The sequence below is a fragment of the Vibrio sp. OPT20 genome (assembly GCF_963889365.1).
GTDB classification, from domain to species: Bacteria; Pseudomonadota; Gammaproteobacteria; order Enterobacterales; family Vibrionaceae; genus Vibrio; species Vibrio splendidus.
The window spans coordinates 228,665-244,979 of the sequence record NZ_CAWPOA010000078.1 but is presented as its reverse complement, the minus strand read 5'-3'; the positions used below and the strand labels follow the sequence as shown (position 1 = coordinate 244,979).

Annotated in this window: 14 protein-coding genes; 9 read left to right on the top strand and 5 right to left on the bottom strand. The window is 45.7% G+C overall.

What is annotated here, in order from left to right; all coding sequences use genetic code 11:
* Positions 1 to 107 precede the first annotated feature (107 nt).
* Entirely contained in the window at positions 108 to 1,628 is a 1,521-nt protein-coding gene (gene exaC / locus AACR09_RS18205; RefSeq protein ID WP_016785531.1) for an acetaldehyde dehydrogenase ExaC, read from the bottom strand.
* A gap of 327 nt (positions 1,629 to 1,955) precedes the next feature.
* On the opposite strand from exaC, the gene AACR09_RS18200 reads away from it, so the two are divergent.
* Together AACR09_RS18200 and AACR09_RS18195 are read left to right on the top strand one after the other, a co-directional pair.
* Positions 1,956 to 3,746 (top strand): sigma-54-dependent Fis family transcriptional regulator, encoded by a 1,791-nt coding sequence (locus tag AACR09_RS18200; RefSeq protein ID WP_193835508.1) that lies wholly within the window; start codon positions 1,956 to 1,958, stop codon positions 3,744 to 3,746.
* A 402-nt stretch (positions 3,747 to 4,148) separates the two neighbouring features.
* Positions 4,149 to 6,263, top strand: coding sequence for a methyl-accepting chemotaxis protein (locus AACR09_RS18195; RefSeq protein ID WP_193835507.1), 2,115 nt, complete (start codon positions 4,149 to 4,151; stop codon positions 6,261 to 6,263).
* 100 nt (positions 6,264 to 6,363) lie between these two features.
* On the opposite strand, the gene AACR09_RS18190 is transcribed toward AACR09_RS18195, so the two are convergent.
* A complete protein-coding gene (locus tag AACR09_RS18190) occupies positions 6,364 to 7,215 on the bottom strand; it encodes a LysR substrate-binding domain-containing protein (RefSeq protein WP_193835506.1) in 852 nt (283 codons plus the stop codon).
* A 116-nt stretch (positions 7,216 to 7,331) separates the two neighbouring features.
* Between AACR09_RS18190 and AACR09_RS18185 the strand changes: the two genes are divergently transcribed.
* A complete protein-coding gene (locus AACR09_RS18185; RefSeq protein WP_193835505.1) occupies positions 7,332 to 7,979 on the top strand; it encodes a glutathione S-transferase family protein in 648 nt (215 codons plus the stop codon).
* A gap of 143 nt (positions 7,980 to 8,122) precedes the next feature.
* On the top strand, positions 8,123 to 9,565 hold the full coding sequence (locus AACR09_RS18180) for an N-acylglucosamine 2-epimerase (protein WP_193835504.1): 1,443 nt from the start codon (positions 8,123 to 8,125) through the stop codon (positions 9,563 to 9,565).
* A gap of 226 nt (positions 9,566 to 9,791) precedes the next feature.
* Here the strand turns inward: AACR09_RS18180 and AACR09_RS18175 are convergent, their stop codons facing one another.
* Together AACR09_RS18175 and AACR09_RS18170 are read right to left on the bottom strand one after the other, a co-directional pair.
* Positions 9,792 to 10,199 carry a hypothetical protein gene (locus AACR09_RS18175; RefSeq protein ID WP_026012354.1) on the bottom strand — a complete coding sequence of 136 codons (408 nt, stop codon included), beginning with the start codon at positions 10,197 to 10,199 and terminating at the stop codon, positions 9,792 to 9,794.
* 193 nt (positions 10,200 to 10,392) lie between these two features.
* Positions 10,393 to 11,724 (bottom strand): ferredoxin reductase family protein, encoded by a 1,332-nt coding sequence (locus AACR09_RS18170; RefSeq protein WP_193835503.1) that lies wholly within the window; start codon positions 11,722 to 11,724, stop codon positions 10,393 to 10,395.
* Positions 11,725 to 11,956: 232 nt separating this feature from the next.
* Between AACR09_RS18170 and AACR09_RS18165 the strand changes: the two genes are divergently transcribed.
* From AACR09_RS18165 to AACR09_RS18145, 5 genes are all read left to right on the top strand, one after another.
* Entirely contained in the window at positions 11,957 to 12,658 is a 702-nt protein-coding gene (locus AACR09_RS18165) for a flavin reductase family protein (protein ID WP_193835502.1), read from the top strand.
* Positions 12,659 to 12,743: 85 nt separating this feature from the next.
* Positions 12,744 to 13,535: a CLCA_X family protein gene (locus AACR09_RS18160; RefSeq protein WP_193835501.1), complete on the top strand. Its 792-nt coding sequence runs from the start codon at positions 12,744 to 12,746 to the stop codon at positions 13,533 to 13,535.
* Between the two features lie 186 nt (positions 13,536 to 13,721).
* Positions 13,722 to 13,979, top strand: coding sequence for a type II toxin-antitoxin system Phd/YefM family antitoxin (locus AACR09_RS18155; protein ID WP_017061616.1), 258 nt, complete (start codon positions 13,722 to 13,724; stop codon positions 13,977 to 13,979).
* The gene (locus AACR09_RS18150) at positions 13,969 to 14,235 is read left to right on the top strand and encodes a Txe/YoeB family addiction module toxin (protein WP_017069754.1); all 267 of its coding nucleotides are present in this window, start codon (positions 13,969 to 13,971) and stop codon (positions 14,233 to 14,235) included. Before AACR09_RS18155 ends, AACR09_RS18150 begins: the two co-directional genes overlap by 11 nt.
* Before the next feature lie 31 nt (positions 14,236 to 14,266).
* Positions 14,267 to 14,590, top strand: coding sequence for a DUF4144 domain-containing protein (locus AACR09_RS18145; RefSeq protein ID WP_193835500.1), 324 nt, complete (start codon positions 14,267 to 14,269; stop codon positions 14,588 to 14,590).
* A gap of 114 nt (positions 14,591 to 14,704) precedes the next feature.
* On the opposite strand, the gene AACR09_RS18140 is transcribed toward AACR09_RS18145, so the two are convergent.
* Positions 14,705 to 16,033 carry an anaerobic C4-dicarboxylate transporter gene (locus tag AACR09_RS18140; protein ID WP_193835499.1) on the bottom strand — a complete coding sequence of 443 codons (1,329 nt, stop codon included), beginning with the start codon at positions 16,031 to 16,033 and terminating at the stop codon, positions 14,705 to 14,707.
* Positions 16,034 to 16,315 lie beyond the last annotated feature (282 nt).

The window sequence follows — 16,315 nt, the reverse complement described above, 5'->3', positions numbered from 1 at the left end:
ATTGGGCGTTTTGCTTTCACTTTTTATTTTTCTTAATTAAGCCAACTGCGTTGTTAGTTATTCTTTGTACCCATGATTCATTCTCATACTTTTAGAACGAACCTGTATTAGAAGAAACCTAACGGATTAGTATCGTAGCTGATCAATAGGTTCTTAGTGTTTTGGTAGTGGTCGAGCATCATTTTATGTGTCTCACGGCCAATACCCGATTTTTTGTAACCACCAAACGCGGCATGAGCTGGGTAAGCGTGATAACAGTTCACCCAAATACGACCTGCTTCGATGTTACGTCCCATGCGATACGCTAGGTTTGCATCACGCGTCCATACGCCTGCACCCAAGCCATATTCGGTGTCATTGGCAATCTCTAGCGCTTCTGCTTCATCTTTAAACGTCGTTACCGCGATAACAGGACCAAAGATCTCTTCTTGGAATACACGCATCTTGTTGTGCCCTTCCAGCATGGTCGGTTGAATGTAGTAACCATTACCGAGATCATCTGGTTGCTGCGCGATTTCACCACCAGTCAGCACTTTCGCACCTTCTTGACGACCGATTTCTAGGTAGCTAAGAATCTTATCGAACTGTTCTTTAGAAGCTTGTGCGCCAACCTGCGTATCAGTATCTAACGGGTTGCCTTGCTTGATAGTTTGAGCACGCTCGACCACCTTGGCGATGAACTTGTCGTACACCGATTCATGGATCAACACACGTGATGGACAAGTACACACTTCCCCTTGGTTAAAGAACGCCAGCAACATGCCTTCGACACACTTATCTAGGTATTCGTCTTCGTGGTTAAAGATATCTGGGAAGTAGATATTTGGAGACTTACCGCCAAGCTCAACCGTTGACGGAATCAAGCTTTCAGCCGCACATTTTAGGATATGGTGGCCAACTTCTGTTGAACCAGTAAAGGCCAATTTCGCCAAACGATCGCTGGTTGCTAACGCTTGACCCGCTTCGCTACCAAAACCATTCACGATGTTGACCACGCCAGCAGGCAGAAGATCGGCGATCTTCTCCATCATCACTAGGATCGATGTCGGTGTTTGCTCAGCAGGCTTCATCACAACACAACAGCCCGCCGCTAGCGCAGGTGCCAATTTCCAAGCCGCCATTAAGATCGGGAAGTTCCAAGGAATGATCTGCCCAACCACACCGATGGGTTCTGGGAAGTGGTAACTCGCCGTGTTTGAATCTAGCTCAGCTGCGCTGCCTTCTTGCGCTCGGATACAACCCGCGAAATAACGGAAGTGATCGACAACCAAAGGAATATCTGCCGCTAAGGTTTCTCGCACAGGCTTGCCGTTTTCCCATGTTTCAGCGACCGCGATTTCTTCAAGGTTCGCTTCAATGCGGTCGGCAATTTTAAGCAGGATGTTAGAGCGCTCAGTCACACTGGTCGAAGCCCAACTTGCACGAGCTGCATGCGCCGCATCAAGTGCCAAGCTAATGTCGGCCTCGGTTGAGCGTGCCACTTGGCAATACACCTGACCATTCACTGGGGAAGTGTTATCAAAATACTCGCCGCTGACAGGCTTCACCCACTCGCCACCGATAAAGTTATCGTATTGCGCTTTAAAGTTCACCACTGCGTTATCACTACCTGGCTGTGCGTAAATCATAGTTAGATCCTTCTTAGATTTGTTATTCGTTATTGAGCGAGAGCTGTCTTATTTTTGTGGCGGCTCCTCTTGAGAAAAGAACTCATGACAAGACGCCCATGTTTATGCTTTCTGTTTAAAACACTGATACTTCGTGTTTTCTTCACAACAGTAACAACGCAAATCACACGCCAGAACTTCAAAACTTGTTGTTAATAAATTGTAAAACTATGATTACCAAACGTTTACAACCCAAAGTGAGTTGGCATTGAACGGACGTCTGGAAACCACACCAGTGTTCAACTGTTCCAAATTGGTACACCCTCACTGTTACGACATGGAACAGTCATGCACCTTCAACAAGCAAACACCTCAGATTGGCTTTCGTCGTCTTGGCACCGCAGCACAGAAGCGGGTCTAAAACAGAGACGACTTCCCGAAGACATTCGCCTACCACAATCGATTCTTAAACAGCGACGTCATCAATCGTCTGACTTGATTCATATCGTCGAACGTAATGCTCTCCCTCTGTTTAATCAGATGTTTGCGCGCACTGACAGTCGTTTGATTTTGACGGACATTGAAGGGGTGATTCTGGCGAGTTGGGGACAGGAGCGGTTTAAGGAGAAGCTGACATCAATTGCACTCAGCTCTGGAGCCTGTTGGCAGGAACAACTGAAAGGCACCAACGCGATTGGCACCGCCATTGTTGAAGCCAAGCCAGTATCCATCATTGGCGAACAACACTTCATCCACCAGCATCGATTTATCAGCTGTTCAGCAAGCCCAGTGTTCGATCACCAAGGTCAAATGGTTGGCGTATTGGACATCACCAGTGAGCAGCAACAACACGACAGTTCCGTCCAATTACTGGTTCAAAATATGGTTCAGCTTGTTGAGAACCAGCTACTGAGCCACATCCCACAAGGCACCACTCGAATCGATCTTGCGTGTGAGAAATCTTTATTACACAGTGGTTGGCAAGGGATTGTGATAGCCAATGAAGCTGGCGAAGTAGTGGCGCACAATCAGGTTGCCTCTCAATTGTTGGATCAAACCTCGATCGTCGGCGAATGCATAGATACCCTCTTCAACCGAACCTCATTAGACACGCCCTTTGTATTTGAGAAACAGCATCTCAAACAACCAACCACCAAACGCACGCGCTCCATTTCAGCATCGTGCGATTTGCACCATGGCGAACAAAAGATAGAACACGCTTGGCAGCAAGCTAACAAGGTTATCGATAAAGGGATCAGCCTATTAATCTTAGGAGAAACGGGCGTTGGAAAAGGCGAATTTGTTAAAGCATTACACAAGCAAAGCCAGCGTAAATCGTCGCCTTTAGTGGCGGTAAACTGTGGGGCGCTGCCGAAAGATCTTATCGAATCTGAGCTGTTTGGCTACGCGCCGGGCGCATTTACTGGCGCAAGCCACAAAGGGTTCCAAGGCAAGATCCGTCAAGCAGACAAGGGCATTCTATTTTTGGATGAGATCGCCGACATGCCATTGGAGGCTCAATGTCGATTGCTGCATGTTCTGCAAGACAAATCCGTAGTGCCTGTAGGCTCAAATCAGAGCTACCAAGTCGATTGTCAGATCATTGCTGCCACGCATAAAAACCTAGAACAATTGGTCGCTACGGGGGAATTTAGACAAGATCTGTATTACAGACTAAATGGCTTAGCCTTCACCTTGCCAAGCCTACAACACCGACAAGATAAGCACGCCTTAATCGAGCACATTCATAGTAAATACGCCGAAGATGAGCAAACAATCTGCCCTCACTTGATGAGCTTACTGTGCGCCTATTCTTGGCCGGGTAATATCCGCGAATTAGACAACTTACTTAAGGTTGCTGCTCTATTAGCAAGTGATGAACCCCAACTCACACTCGAGCATGTGCCCAGCCACCTTGCTCAACATCTCACGTCATTAGCACACGATAATCAGCATCAACTGACGACTCCTAATGCCATCAAAGGTACAGCGAGTAACGATTTAAGAAGTACCGTTGAAGAAACCTTGTTGCAAACGTATCAAGCGAACCAAGGCAACATCAGTAAGACTTCGCGAATACTCGGCATCAGCCGCAATACCATTTATCGAAAGCTAAAGAGCTTGGGGATTCTTCAATAAAACATGCACAATGATTTGGTTCCTCAGATTGAACATGCAACGCATAAACACGCACTTTACAAGTGGATATAATGCGCTTCGGATTAAATTAAAGTGTGAGCAAAGTCACGTAATGAGTAATCCATATTCAGGACACTCTCAAACTACAACTTCTTGATTTACCGACAAATAAATATCATCAATAAATTTAAAAGATCAATGAATACAAATAGCTAATGAAATAATTACGGCCATTTGCTTGCCTTATAGAACTCGCCCGCAAGATATAAATCTGAGCACTATGCAATCCTATTTATAATTTTGATCACCCTATTCTTTTTGTGTTCATTATTTTGAATTTTCCATTCATTTATCTTGTTTAAAATCTCTGGAAAACTACCACTATTTGGCTACAGGGATCATATGTTTAACAGTATACGTACGCGAATTGCGGTGAGTGCAGGCGGAGCAATGGCTTTCACTCTGTTGATCGCAATGGGCATGACCACCAGCGCCTTTACCGATGTGAACAAACAAGTCACTGAAAAAGTAAAGACGCAGCTGACAGACGCCACAACGACAGATTTACAAAACACAGCCATTCAACAAGGTTTGAACATTGCCAACCAACTTGATCCTGTACTAGCAAACCTTAAGCAAGCACGATCCATTATTGAGTTAAGTTCAGAAACCAACGCAAGCGCAGACCTTATCGTTAAACAGTTTACTGCTGCCTTGGAAGCACAAAACAAAGCTGTATTTGCGGGCTACATGGTGTGGGAGAACAAGACTTGGCCACAACAAACCGATCTGAATAACGAGATCAGCTTGGACACTGAATTAGGTTTTAACAGTCAGGGCTACCTTGCCCCTTTCTTCTCTCCCAACGATCAGAACAGCTTTGATGCCGTCGCAATGGAGAGCTTCAGCAATACCGAACTCAACAGCAACGGTGAGCGCAAAGACGATTGGCACTTAATGCCATACCAAACCGGTAAGACATTTGTGATGGAACCCTATTTCTATCCAGTTCGCGGCAAGCAAGAGCTCATCACTACCATCAGCCAACCAATCAAACAAGACGGAAAAATCATAGGCTCAATTGGCTTTGATTTGTCTTTGTTCGAGCTTCAAAGCCAGAGTGAATTATTTGCGCGTAACTTGTTTGATGGCGAAGGAAAAATCCTTATTACATCATGGAAAGGCATAACTCTCGCCAACAGCCGTGCTGGAAACATGGTGGGTAAACGAGTCTCTTCTGAATTGGAATCCGAATGGTCGAAGATTCAATCTATAGCTAAACGAGAAGGGGCTGGTCTTGTTAATTTCGGAGGCGATGAGTACGCAATAACAGCCATCGATACGAGTGATGCGCCATGGGTAGTCATGGTGTCGGTTCCCAGTAGTCACCTTACAAAAAGCGTCGACGACTACACGCAATGGAGTGATGCACAGAATTCAAAAGCACTTGAAAAAGGTGTGTGGGCGGGGCTCATCGCAGCTATTCTAGGCATTGCCTCAATGGCATTCATTGCCAATTCTCTGGGCAAGGTTCTGAACAACTTAGTGGAGCGTTTTAAAGATGCAGCACAAGGCGAAGGCGACTTAACTTACCGCATTGAAGTGAAAGGAAAAGATGAAACCGCTCAGCTTGCACACTGGTTCAATACTTTCTTATCTCGTATGCAAGAGATGCTACTTACCGTTATGGTAACGGCCGACCAAGTAGATAAAAACGCAACAGAAGGCCAAGCTCGTGCCGAAGTTTCACGTGACCAGTTGAACTCTCAGGTTAACGAGGTGAACTCACTTGCCACAGCCATTAATGAAATGAGTGCGACAGCGCAAGAAGTGGCAAGCTCAGCCGTTCAAGCAGCCGCAGCCGCAAGCCAAGTACAAAGCAACAGTCTCAATGGCATGACACGCATGGACAATGCCGCCAGCGCGGTAGACAGCTTGGCTGTGCAGGTTAACGATGCGCAGCAACAAACGCAAAATTTGGTCGATTCGAGCACCGCTATTCAGGGTATCTTGAGCGAGATTGGTGGCATTGCAGAACAAACCAACTTACTTGCACTTAATGCCGCTATTGAGGCAGCACGTGCGGGTGAAGCAGGACGAGGCTTTGCTGTCGTGGCAGATGAAGTGCGTAACCTCGCAAATCGCACTCAAGGCTCGACAGAAGAGATTCGTTCGATGTTGGCTCGCTTAGAACAAGAGACTCAATCTATCGTGATATTGATGGAGCAAAGCCAGAAGCAAGCGAACGATACCAAAGGGGAAACCCAAGCAGCACATCTCGCCTTGTCGGAAATCAACCAAGCGATTGAAGTGATTAACGACATGAACAATCAGATTGCGTCCGCGGCTGAAGAGCAAAGCTCAGTATCAGAAGAGATTAACCGCAATGTAGTGATCATCAATGACACCGCCGTGGAAGTGATGGGCACCATGACATCATCAGTAGCAATCAGTAATGAGCTGACAATGAAAGCCGGAGATTTGCACGGTGAGTTAAGCAAGTTCAAGCTTTCTTAACTCACGTTCAGTCTTCCATAAAAATAAGGCCGATAAACACAATGTTTTCGGCCTATCTATTTTAGTTTCGCACTCAACATTACCCTCACCGAGCAAAAATCTAATTGGAGTCTAACTCCACAAGTTGATTGAGCACTTCTTTGTCTAACACCGGGTGATGTTTGCTCGCTAAGATCAACACAATATCCACTGCTGGTAACGGCGGCATATCCTCAAGAATTTTTAAATCCGGAGTCACGCTGAGCTTACCCATCGCGCCGATGGCTAATCCAGCTTTAACGATTGCCCGCTGCGCTGAAGCGGTATTGCTGCAAGCCAACAATTGATAAGGCGTACCCTGCTTAGTTAAACCATTCACTGCTGCAGCGTGATATTTACAGTCCGTTTGAAACAAAGCTAATGGAACAGGCTTGGAACCATCAAACGCATAATCAGGGCTACAAATCCAAACCCCTGTATCACTGGTGAGCCAATGCCCCTCTTCGCTGTCGGGCGCTCGGGTGACAATCGCCGCATCAAGCCTTCCGTCATCCAACCACTCTCTCAGCGTAATGCTGGGCAGGCTAAATATTTGGATTGAACAGGTGGGTTCCGCTTTCTGTAACAGGCGAATCACTTTTGGCAGAATAGTGTCGTTGTAGTCTTCAGGGCAGCCGAGTCGTAGCGGTTGTTTGTCTTCGTAACGCTTTACTTGCTTGAGGGCTGTATTGTGGAGCGCTACCAACTGTTCGGCATGAGAACGCAGCGCTAAGCCTGCTTCAGTGAGTATTAAGTTACGTCCTTCTTTTTGGAAAAGAGTGACGTTGAGTTCTTCTTCCAACTTACGCATCTGAGCACTGAATGCCGATTGGGTGCGATTTATCTGTTTCGCTGCACGTGTGAAACTACTGGTTTCCACAAACGCGAGAAAACCTCGCAAAGCATCAATATCCATATTGAAATCACCACCCATCGTTTTTATTAATGTATTGCATCAAAATTATCCGTTAGTACGCCGCAATACAATCCCCTAAGCTCACATGCATGCCCTAGGCTCAAAACATACCCACCAAACGCAAGGAAGCAACGATGCAGCTTTATATTGGAAACCAGAACTACTCAACTTGGTCACTGCGCGCATGGCTGATATTCGACAACTACAACCTCAATGCAGAAGTCATTAAGCTCAAGCTTTTCACCTCTGATTTCTACGACACTCTGGCGAAAGTGACACCAACGGCTAAGGTTCCAACCCTAGTTGATGGTGACGTTGCGGTGTGGGATTCATTGGCGATTCTGGAATACGTTAACGACGCCCACTTGGACGGTGCAGCATGGCCCAGTTCAGTGAAAGAACGCGCCCATGCTCGAGCTATTTCCGCAGAAATGCACTCTGGATTTTTTGCCGTCAGAAATGAAATGCCGATGAACTGCCGCGCACAACGAAAGCTCACACTCAGTGAAGAAGCACTAAAAGACATCGCTCGTATCGACGCCATTTGGTCGACACAGATGGAGCAATACCCAGAGGGATGGCTGTTTGGTGAATGGTCGATTGCCGATGCGATGTTTGCACCTGTGGCTTTACGTGTAGAAACCTATGGCATCCAGCTTTCGGACAAAGCCCAACAGTATCAACAACGCGTGCTCAACAGCCCATCGATACAAAAGTGGCTAGCGGAAGCAAGTTTAGAAACCGATGTGGTCGAAGAAGACGAGGCGGGCGACCAAGTATAAAATACAAAACACCCTTTCAAGGCTCACTAGTCTGTGAGCCTTTATTTAAACCTTAATAATTTGGTCGATTGTGATCACCGAATCACAATGTGCAGATGCGATTGTTTATATTCAACGAAACTCAAATCATTAAGATAAACATCATGTTACGAGCAACGATCGCATTACTCAGCGTGGCCAGCTTGGCCGTATCTGCCAATGTCACCCTTCCCTCTGGAGAAGACTGGATCAATCATGCTTCTGAAGGGCTGGCACCTTACTGGCTAATGCCTAGTGCTCAGGGAGAACCGATAGGCAACTTCCCGACGTTTCGTTGTGATGACGGTACCTTGCTCGATGTTTCTGATGTGTGTCCTGAATTGAACCGAGGCTGGATCACTCCGCACTTTGGCAAGGAGTTTACGCGGATGAAGTCACGTCAAACTTATGCCTATGGCGTGCTCTATCACCTTACTGGTGATAAGCAGGCTTTAGCGCTTGCCAAGCAAGGCGCCTACTACCTCATTGATCAACTAGAAGATAAGCAAAATGGTGGCTTTATTGGCTACACAAAAAAGGGGAAAGCTGGTCAGGATTGGCAGCAACGTACCTCTCAAGATCAAGCGTATGCTTTAGTTGGACTCGCGATGTACTACTACCTAACCCAAGACAAAAAGGTAGAAGAAGCACTCACCGCCCAACAAGCTTTTATCTTTGATAAATATCGACTTAGCGACAACAGCGGTCTTGCTTGGGTACTCGCTGACGGTGAAGATGGCAGTGCAAAACGACGCGAACTGGTCGCGCAACTTGATCAAATAAACGGCTACCTGTTGTTAGTCGCCCCTCTGCTCAAAGAGCCCGTCAAATCCAAATGGCTTGATGACTTAAACTGGCTCACGCAAGCCATGATTGACCAATACCATTCTGAAGATGAACAACGCTTCTACGGCGCAATTCATGATAAAGCTGCGATGATGCCGAATGCCAATCACAACGATTTTGGGCACACCATCAAAGCATATTGGATGACCTATCTAACCGGTCATGCATTAGATAATTCCGATTGGTCGGAGTTTGGTTTAGACGGCATGAAACACACTCTGGACCAGGCGCAATATCAGAAAGACTTTGCCAATGTATCTAACTACTTTGGTGAGCGACTTCAGAAAATGTGGCAAGGGCAAGATATCACGGGCTGGCAAAGCAGACCGCACAGTCAGTGGGCGTCATCATGGGAGTGGGCTGAGCTTGATCAAGCGGCCATGACGGTTTCGCTGGTCGATGGTTCAATGAAAGACGTCCTGCAATACACCCTACCAACCTTTCATGATGTATGGGTCGACCACAAATATGGTGGCGTTGGGCTTGATCCTAAGCGAACTAAAGCTTTCCATTGGGGCAATGGCTATCACCAATTTGAACATGCGCTGATTGGCTATTTATATGCTCAGCAAGTTGACGCTAAACTGGCTGTATTGCACTACGCAAGACCGACCAACAGCAATATGCCAATGGAACCGTATTACTATCAAGGAGACGTGGTTAAGTTGGAGAAACTTGGAGATGGAACGCAGAAGGTCAGCTTCAATAACATTCGACCTTAAGATTTGATATTCGCTCATCGATACTTTTGCTGTGGTTTACAGTTAAGACGAAAAAGATGAGTGACTAGCTGTTCGCAAAGCCTGAGAAGAAAAGATGCTTTTCAGGCTTTTGAAATACAGTTGAACAACATTTATTGGTAGGGTTTGAAATGACTTTATGAACAAATTTTCACGATCAAGTAAATCTTATCGGGCCTCAGTGAGACAGCATAAGACATCGAAAAAATCACTTCTTATTATTCTGCTCAACCAGCTTTTCATTCCACGCTTCGTTGCCGTCTCGCTTACTGACATCATACTCAGAACAGAACTGCGATATGGTCATGTTGTTATCGCCCGTCGCTAACTTTAATGCCAACTGAACCTGTTGAAGCTTGCTTTGAAGGCGAAGGTTTTGGCCTGCCTTTGGGCTTTTTTCTTTGGCGAACTTTAAAGCGGCGTGTTTACGCTCGGCAGCGCCAGCTCGGCGATCCGCTTCTGATAATAGATATTTTAGCTGCGCGACACTCTTGCCCTTCTTAAAGGCAGGCTCAAGCAACTCAACGCATTCATCAAATGATGGATTTATAACATATGGATCAATTCTATGCGCTTGTTGACGCATCCACTCTAGCGCGAGCTTTTCATCTGACATTTTGCAATCTTTACCAATAAAACAGCCGTACATGGTATCGCTCAATAGCAAACCGCTGCAATAAAAAATTGAGTAACTTTTGCCTTTTTAATTAGAGCTTGTCGTTAAGTATCAATAACACCAAATCCAACCGCTGCCTTGACCCCGCAACGAAGAGCCAAACTTGACACTATTGATACCTCTTTCGACCTTTTTAACGCATCACAAACAGCTCTTCGTGATAATTCTGGTCAACATTGAACTTGTACGTATCGAGTTCTTTTTTAAGCGAGGTTGAGAACAACTCTGGCCCGCAGAAATATAGCTCATAATCGTTTAAATCACCACACTGGTGAGCAATGCGTTCAGCGTTTAATCGAGGTGAGTGTAAGGTATCTATCACGTTCAACTTCACTCCGACTTGATGTGCAAGGTGCCATAACTCATCCACCAAATGCTCATCAACACCACGAGTGCAATAGAATAGCTCGATGCGAGTGTGAGTCTTCTCTGTTTTGAGCGCTTCAAGCGTTGCAAAAAACGACGCTATTCCGACACCACCAGCAATCCAAATTTGTGGCTTATTTAGGTCAAACTCAAGTCGACCATAAGGCCCTTCCACCGTAACCGCATCGCCCGCCTTTACTCGCTCAACTAACCCATTAGTAAAATCACCCAACTCTTTAATCAAGAAACGCAGTTCTGAATCTTCGCTACCTGAAACAATAGTAAACGGATGAGGATCTTCATTACCAAAACGCAGATATGCGAACTGCCCTGCTTTGTGTCCTCGCCATAATGTACTTGGCTTTAGCACTAACTCCATCACTTCAGCTTTGGGAAAGTAGCGAGTGGAAACGACAGAAGCAGAGTGACGATTACGACGCCCTACAAAGCCCAATAAACTGTAAATCGCCGCAACAGACCCAACCAAAGCAAATGCCACTGTTAGGTAGTAAATTGGTTCGCCCCAATAGGCATGTTTGAGAAGTAATACTGAGTGAAAAGCGATCAATAGGTACGCGACCGACATAAAACGATGTGACAGTTTAAACGGTTTGTATTTCACAGCCGCCCACAACGACGCCACCAGTAAAACGAGTAATAGGTAAAAGCCCCACTCTCCAATGTTTTCAGCAAAGCCGTGGAGTCCATTGACCCATGCTTCCCAACCAGACAATGTTCTTGCAGGGCCTGAACCATCATGACGAACAGGCTTAGCCAACACTTCAGACATCACTAGCCATTTAGGAATCTGGTACCACAACCAGTGTGTCACACCCATTGCAACGCCGCCTATGCCTAGCCATTTGTGGACTCGATACGCTTTATCCATACCGTTGAGCCAATTCTCAACCATAGGCAAACGCATCGCCAAGATCATGGTGATGGACATTAACATCAGAGACAACATACCCGAGTACTGAATCATGGCAGAACGCCATTCAAATACGTTGTTTGAAGCGAAGAGTTGCGGTTCCATCGCAAACCAAAAGGCTGACATTGTGGCAATCATTGCCCAGATGATATTGCGGACTGATTTCATTTTTTAACACTCATAAAGACGACATCATTACTTTAGCTTGCGTGATGTAAAGCGGCGTCAACATACGTAAATCTATGCAAAGGCTCTCGTCCGTTGGCTGTCGCAGAGATAAAAGAGACGGGCAGCCCACGCCCAAACTGAGCACTCTGCTGATCGATAGAGGATGCTTCTGCGTAAATATGACTTGGTTAGTGAACAAGTCGTCGAAACAAAAGTGAGAAGAAGAGAAAATATGAAGGAAATGACCCTTTCAAGACAAGATATCCAAGCAATGGATCAACGTGAGCGCGCTCGTTTAATTAACTCCTTATCGGGGTTCAAAAGCGCCAACCTTATTGGCACCTGCGATAAACAAGGGCTAGAAAACCTTGCTGTGGTGAGTTCTGTGGTTCATTTAGGGTCGAATCCACCTTTGTTTGGCTTCATCGTCCGACCTGCAGAAAGTCGCCGTCATACATTAGAGAACATCCTGGAAACTAAACACTTCACCATCAACAGCATCGGTGCAGGCTTTGTTCAAAAAGCCCATCAAACTTCCGCTCGTTACCCTAAATCAATCTCAGAGTTTAACGCGGTCGGTCTCACGTCCTATTACGATGATGTGTTCCCTGCTCCGTTTGTCTTGGAAAGTCCTCTGAAAATAGGCTTGGCTTTCAAAGAAAAAATCACAATTGAAAGTAACCAAACCCAAATGTTGATTGGTGAAGTTGTTACGGTTCACGCGCCAAAACGTGCTGTGATGCCGGACGGCTACCTAGATTTAGAAGCGTTAGATTTAGTCACTATTTCTGGGCTAGACAGCTATCATGTCACGCAGAGGCTACATCGTTTAAGCTATGCCAAGCCAAATAAGTCGCTGTTTCCACTGACCCACGAAGGTAGCCCAACCTCATGGGAAGCTTTCGAACACAATCTAACTCATTTTGTTCGGTAATTTACTCACAAAGGTGCTAACTTTCCCAACTTAACCCTATGCACCACACAACAGCGCTAAACTACATATATTTCCAAGGACCCCTTTGAAGTTAACCCACTTTAAATACAAAACGCGCAAAGGCCCAGACTACCGACATGGCGATCAGGTGTCATTCATGGACATCAAACAGACCTTCGGTATGGGCAGCATCCGTGTGGGCGCTTGGGTAACGAAAGAAGAGAAAGAACTGGCTGCAAATCTGATATTCGACTCGTTAGCAGACTTGGCTTACATCTTGGCTCTGCCGCCAGAAGCGATTGGCCTTCGCGGCACGCTCGGTTTAGCCTTTGGCAGTGGCGGAAGAAAAGGCGTACAAGCACACTACGCACCGAACCAACGAGAGTTAGCCCTCGCTAAGAATGCAGGAGCTGGTGCGCTCGCTCACGAGTTCTGGCATGCATTTGACCACTATATCGCAGAGAAAGCATTTGAGATTGGCGATACCTCCGGCCCTCGTAAGCAAATCTTGTTCGCCAGTGACTGTTGGTTACACGATAGAAAGGTGCGACCTCATCCATTAAACGAAAGTTTGATGTCTGTGTTTGACGCCACATTGCTTAGCGACAATAACTTGGACAAACACGATTACGTTGCACGCAGTGTTATTGCCGACAAAGCGACGTCTGCCCGCTACTTCTCACTACCCACAGAAATGATGGCGCGTGCCTTTGAGTCAGTGATTGAATCCTGTTCTGATATCGAAAACGCTTACCTAGTCGACGGCACAACCAAACCAGATATGTACCCTCTGTATCCAGACCTCACGCATCGCAAAGAGATTTATCAAGCGCTGCAAGGTTACTTCGCGCCGTTGGGCCGATCTTTAAGTAAATAGCATTTTGAGTCAGTAACACTCTGCAGATTTACAGTGAGTGACATGTACCATAAGTTGATCATGTGTAATCTCTGAGATAACATGTACAACAAGCGGAACATGTACAATAGTTAATTCATGAATGATTAACTATTCTGTGTATATTGAAAGATTAAACATATCCAAAAACAACAGGGTAAATAAGTGATGAATATTGTTTCTTTTACTGAGGCAAGAAATAGCCTTAAGTCTGTGCTCGATAGAGTGGTAGACGATTCTGATGTTACGGTAATAACCAGACGAGATTCAGAAGATGCCGTGGTAATGTCTCTTGATCATTTTAATTCAATGCAAGAAACCTTGTACCTAATGAGCTCGCCTAAAAACGCTGAAAGATTAGCTGAATCCATTGCTCAACTCGAAGCCGGAAATACAACCGTTCGAGAATTGAATAATGACGAATGATCGAAAGATTGTATTTACAGATAATGCTTGGGAAGATTACCTATACTGGCAAACCCAAGACAAGAAAACGCTCAAGAAACTAAATAAGTTGATTGAAGCTGCCAAAAGAACGCCCTTTGAAGGGATTGGAAAGCCGGAGCCACTAGTCGGCAACCTGTCTGGATTTTGGTCAAGACGAATCGATGACAAGAATCGATTAGTGTATAAAGCAGATGACGATAACTTTTACATAATTGCTTGTCGTCACCACTATTAAAAGCAGTAAGCAGCACATAGAAAGGGCAGTGATGATCAGTTGGCCATCTTTAGTAAAACTCGACGGTGACGATGAGCTTATTTACGTCGCATCCGAACACGAATTTCGAGCAGAATGCTCAGACATGATCTTGGGTGAAGATGATTACCTGATTGATTCAGTTGGCGACAGTTACTCGCTTCAATCGAGCTCAAACCAACTGTCTCTAGCTAAACGAGCAGACCAGTATTCGGTTGAAAGCGTTACCAAACTGATTCGAAATCACGAGTTCCAAAAAGCAGAAGTGTGCCTGATGAAGATCCACTTCCTGACTGTCGAAGAAGCAATTCAATCTTTGGCTTTTGAGCCTCGCTAATACTGCTTAAGAGCTCGTATCAAAGCTAATTCCCAAGACAGATTAAACAAAAACAGCGCCAATTCAGGAGCTGTTTTTGTTTGTTGTCTAGCTATCTCAAAGAAAGCTAATTCATTAAGCGATAAAAACCTGAGCCAGTGCGTAGCCTAAGCAACATGCGCCTACAACACCGATTAAACCAACCGACATAAATGAGTGGTTGAAGTACCACTTACCAATCTTGGTAGTGCCAGACACATCGAAGTTTACCGTTGCGATATCTGATGGGTAGTTCGGGATAAAGAAGTAGCCGTACACCGCTGGCATCAAGCCGATAAGCAGTGCTGGGTCTAATCCTAAGCCAAGACCAACTGGTAGCATCATACGTGCAGTAGCGGCTTGAGAGTTCACCACAACCGATACGATGAATAGCGCTAGTGCGAACGTCCATGGGTAGTTGGTTACCATTTCCACGATGCCAGATTTGAACTGAGGCATTGCGTATTGGAAGTAAGTATCTGACATCCATGCGATACCGAAGATAGCAATCGCCGCCACCATACCCGATTTGAATACCACGCCGTTTGGCACATCTCGCGGGTCAGTTTTGGTCGCCAACAAGATGATACCTCCGAAACAGAGCATCATCATCTGGATGATCACTGACATCTTGATTGGCTTGTCGCCGTCTACGATGGTTCTGATCTCAGGCACCATCGCCACGATAACAATCACCACAATCGACAATAGGAAAATCAATACTGCATTACGAGCCGAAGTTGGAAGCACTTCATCCAAAGACGTCGCTGTGGTGCTTTCGATGCGCTTTTTCCACTCAGGATCTTTTAGACGCGCTTGATACTCAGGATCTTCGTTCAGTTCTTTACCGCGTTTCAAGCTATACAGAGAAAGCAAAAGTGTGCCGAACAGCGTTGCAGGAACCGTCACCATCAAAATCGAAAGCAGAGTAATAGAGTGTTGGATATCAGAAAGTTGTGCGAGGTAATAGACCACAGCAGCAGAAATTGGTGATGCCGTAATCGCCAGTTGAGATGCGACAGACGCAGCCGCCATCGGGCGCTCAGGACGAATACCATTCTTCAGCGCAACATCGCCGATGATTGGCATAATTGAGTAAACCGCGTGGCCTGTACCCAATAAGAATGTCATCGAGTAAGTCACGAACGGTGCAATCAAGGTAACGCGTTTCGGGTTCTTTCTCAGTACCCTTTCTGCAACTTGAAGCATGTATTTCAAGCCACCAGCCGCTTCGAGGATCGAAGCACAGGTAACAACAGCGAGGATGATCAGCATTACGGTGACAGGTGGAGACGTTGGTGGCATCTTGAAGACAAACACCTCGATAACCAAGCCAATCCCAGAAACAACACCTAAGCCAATACCGCCATACCGAGACCCGATATAAAGCACGACTAATAAAAATAGAAACTCAAAATACAACATAAGCAACCTTGCTAAAAATGTGGACTAATTATATTTTGTCCTTTAGTTCAGCCTTTTACTTATTACTTGGTCACACTATGATTGCAGGCTTCCGCAAATTGTTTTTTATAAGATTATGGTCACGCTAACACGTCTGTAAGTTTATGAATTGTAATAGGAAGATAGGCACTCAACCGAGATTTGTTATGTATGATAACCATTATTGTGTCTGTTAGAACCGCATGACCTATCAAACATCAGACTCATAACTGAACGATATTATTCCAACGCAAGTTAATCAGG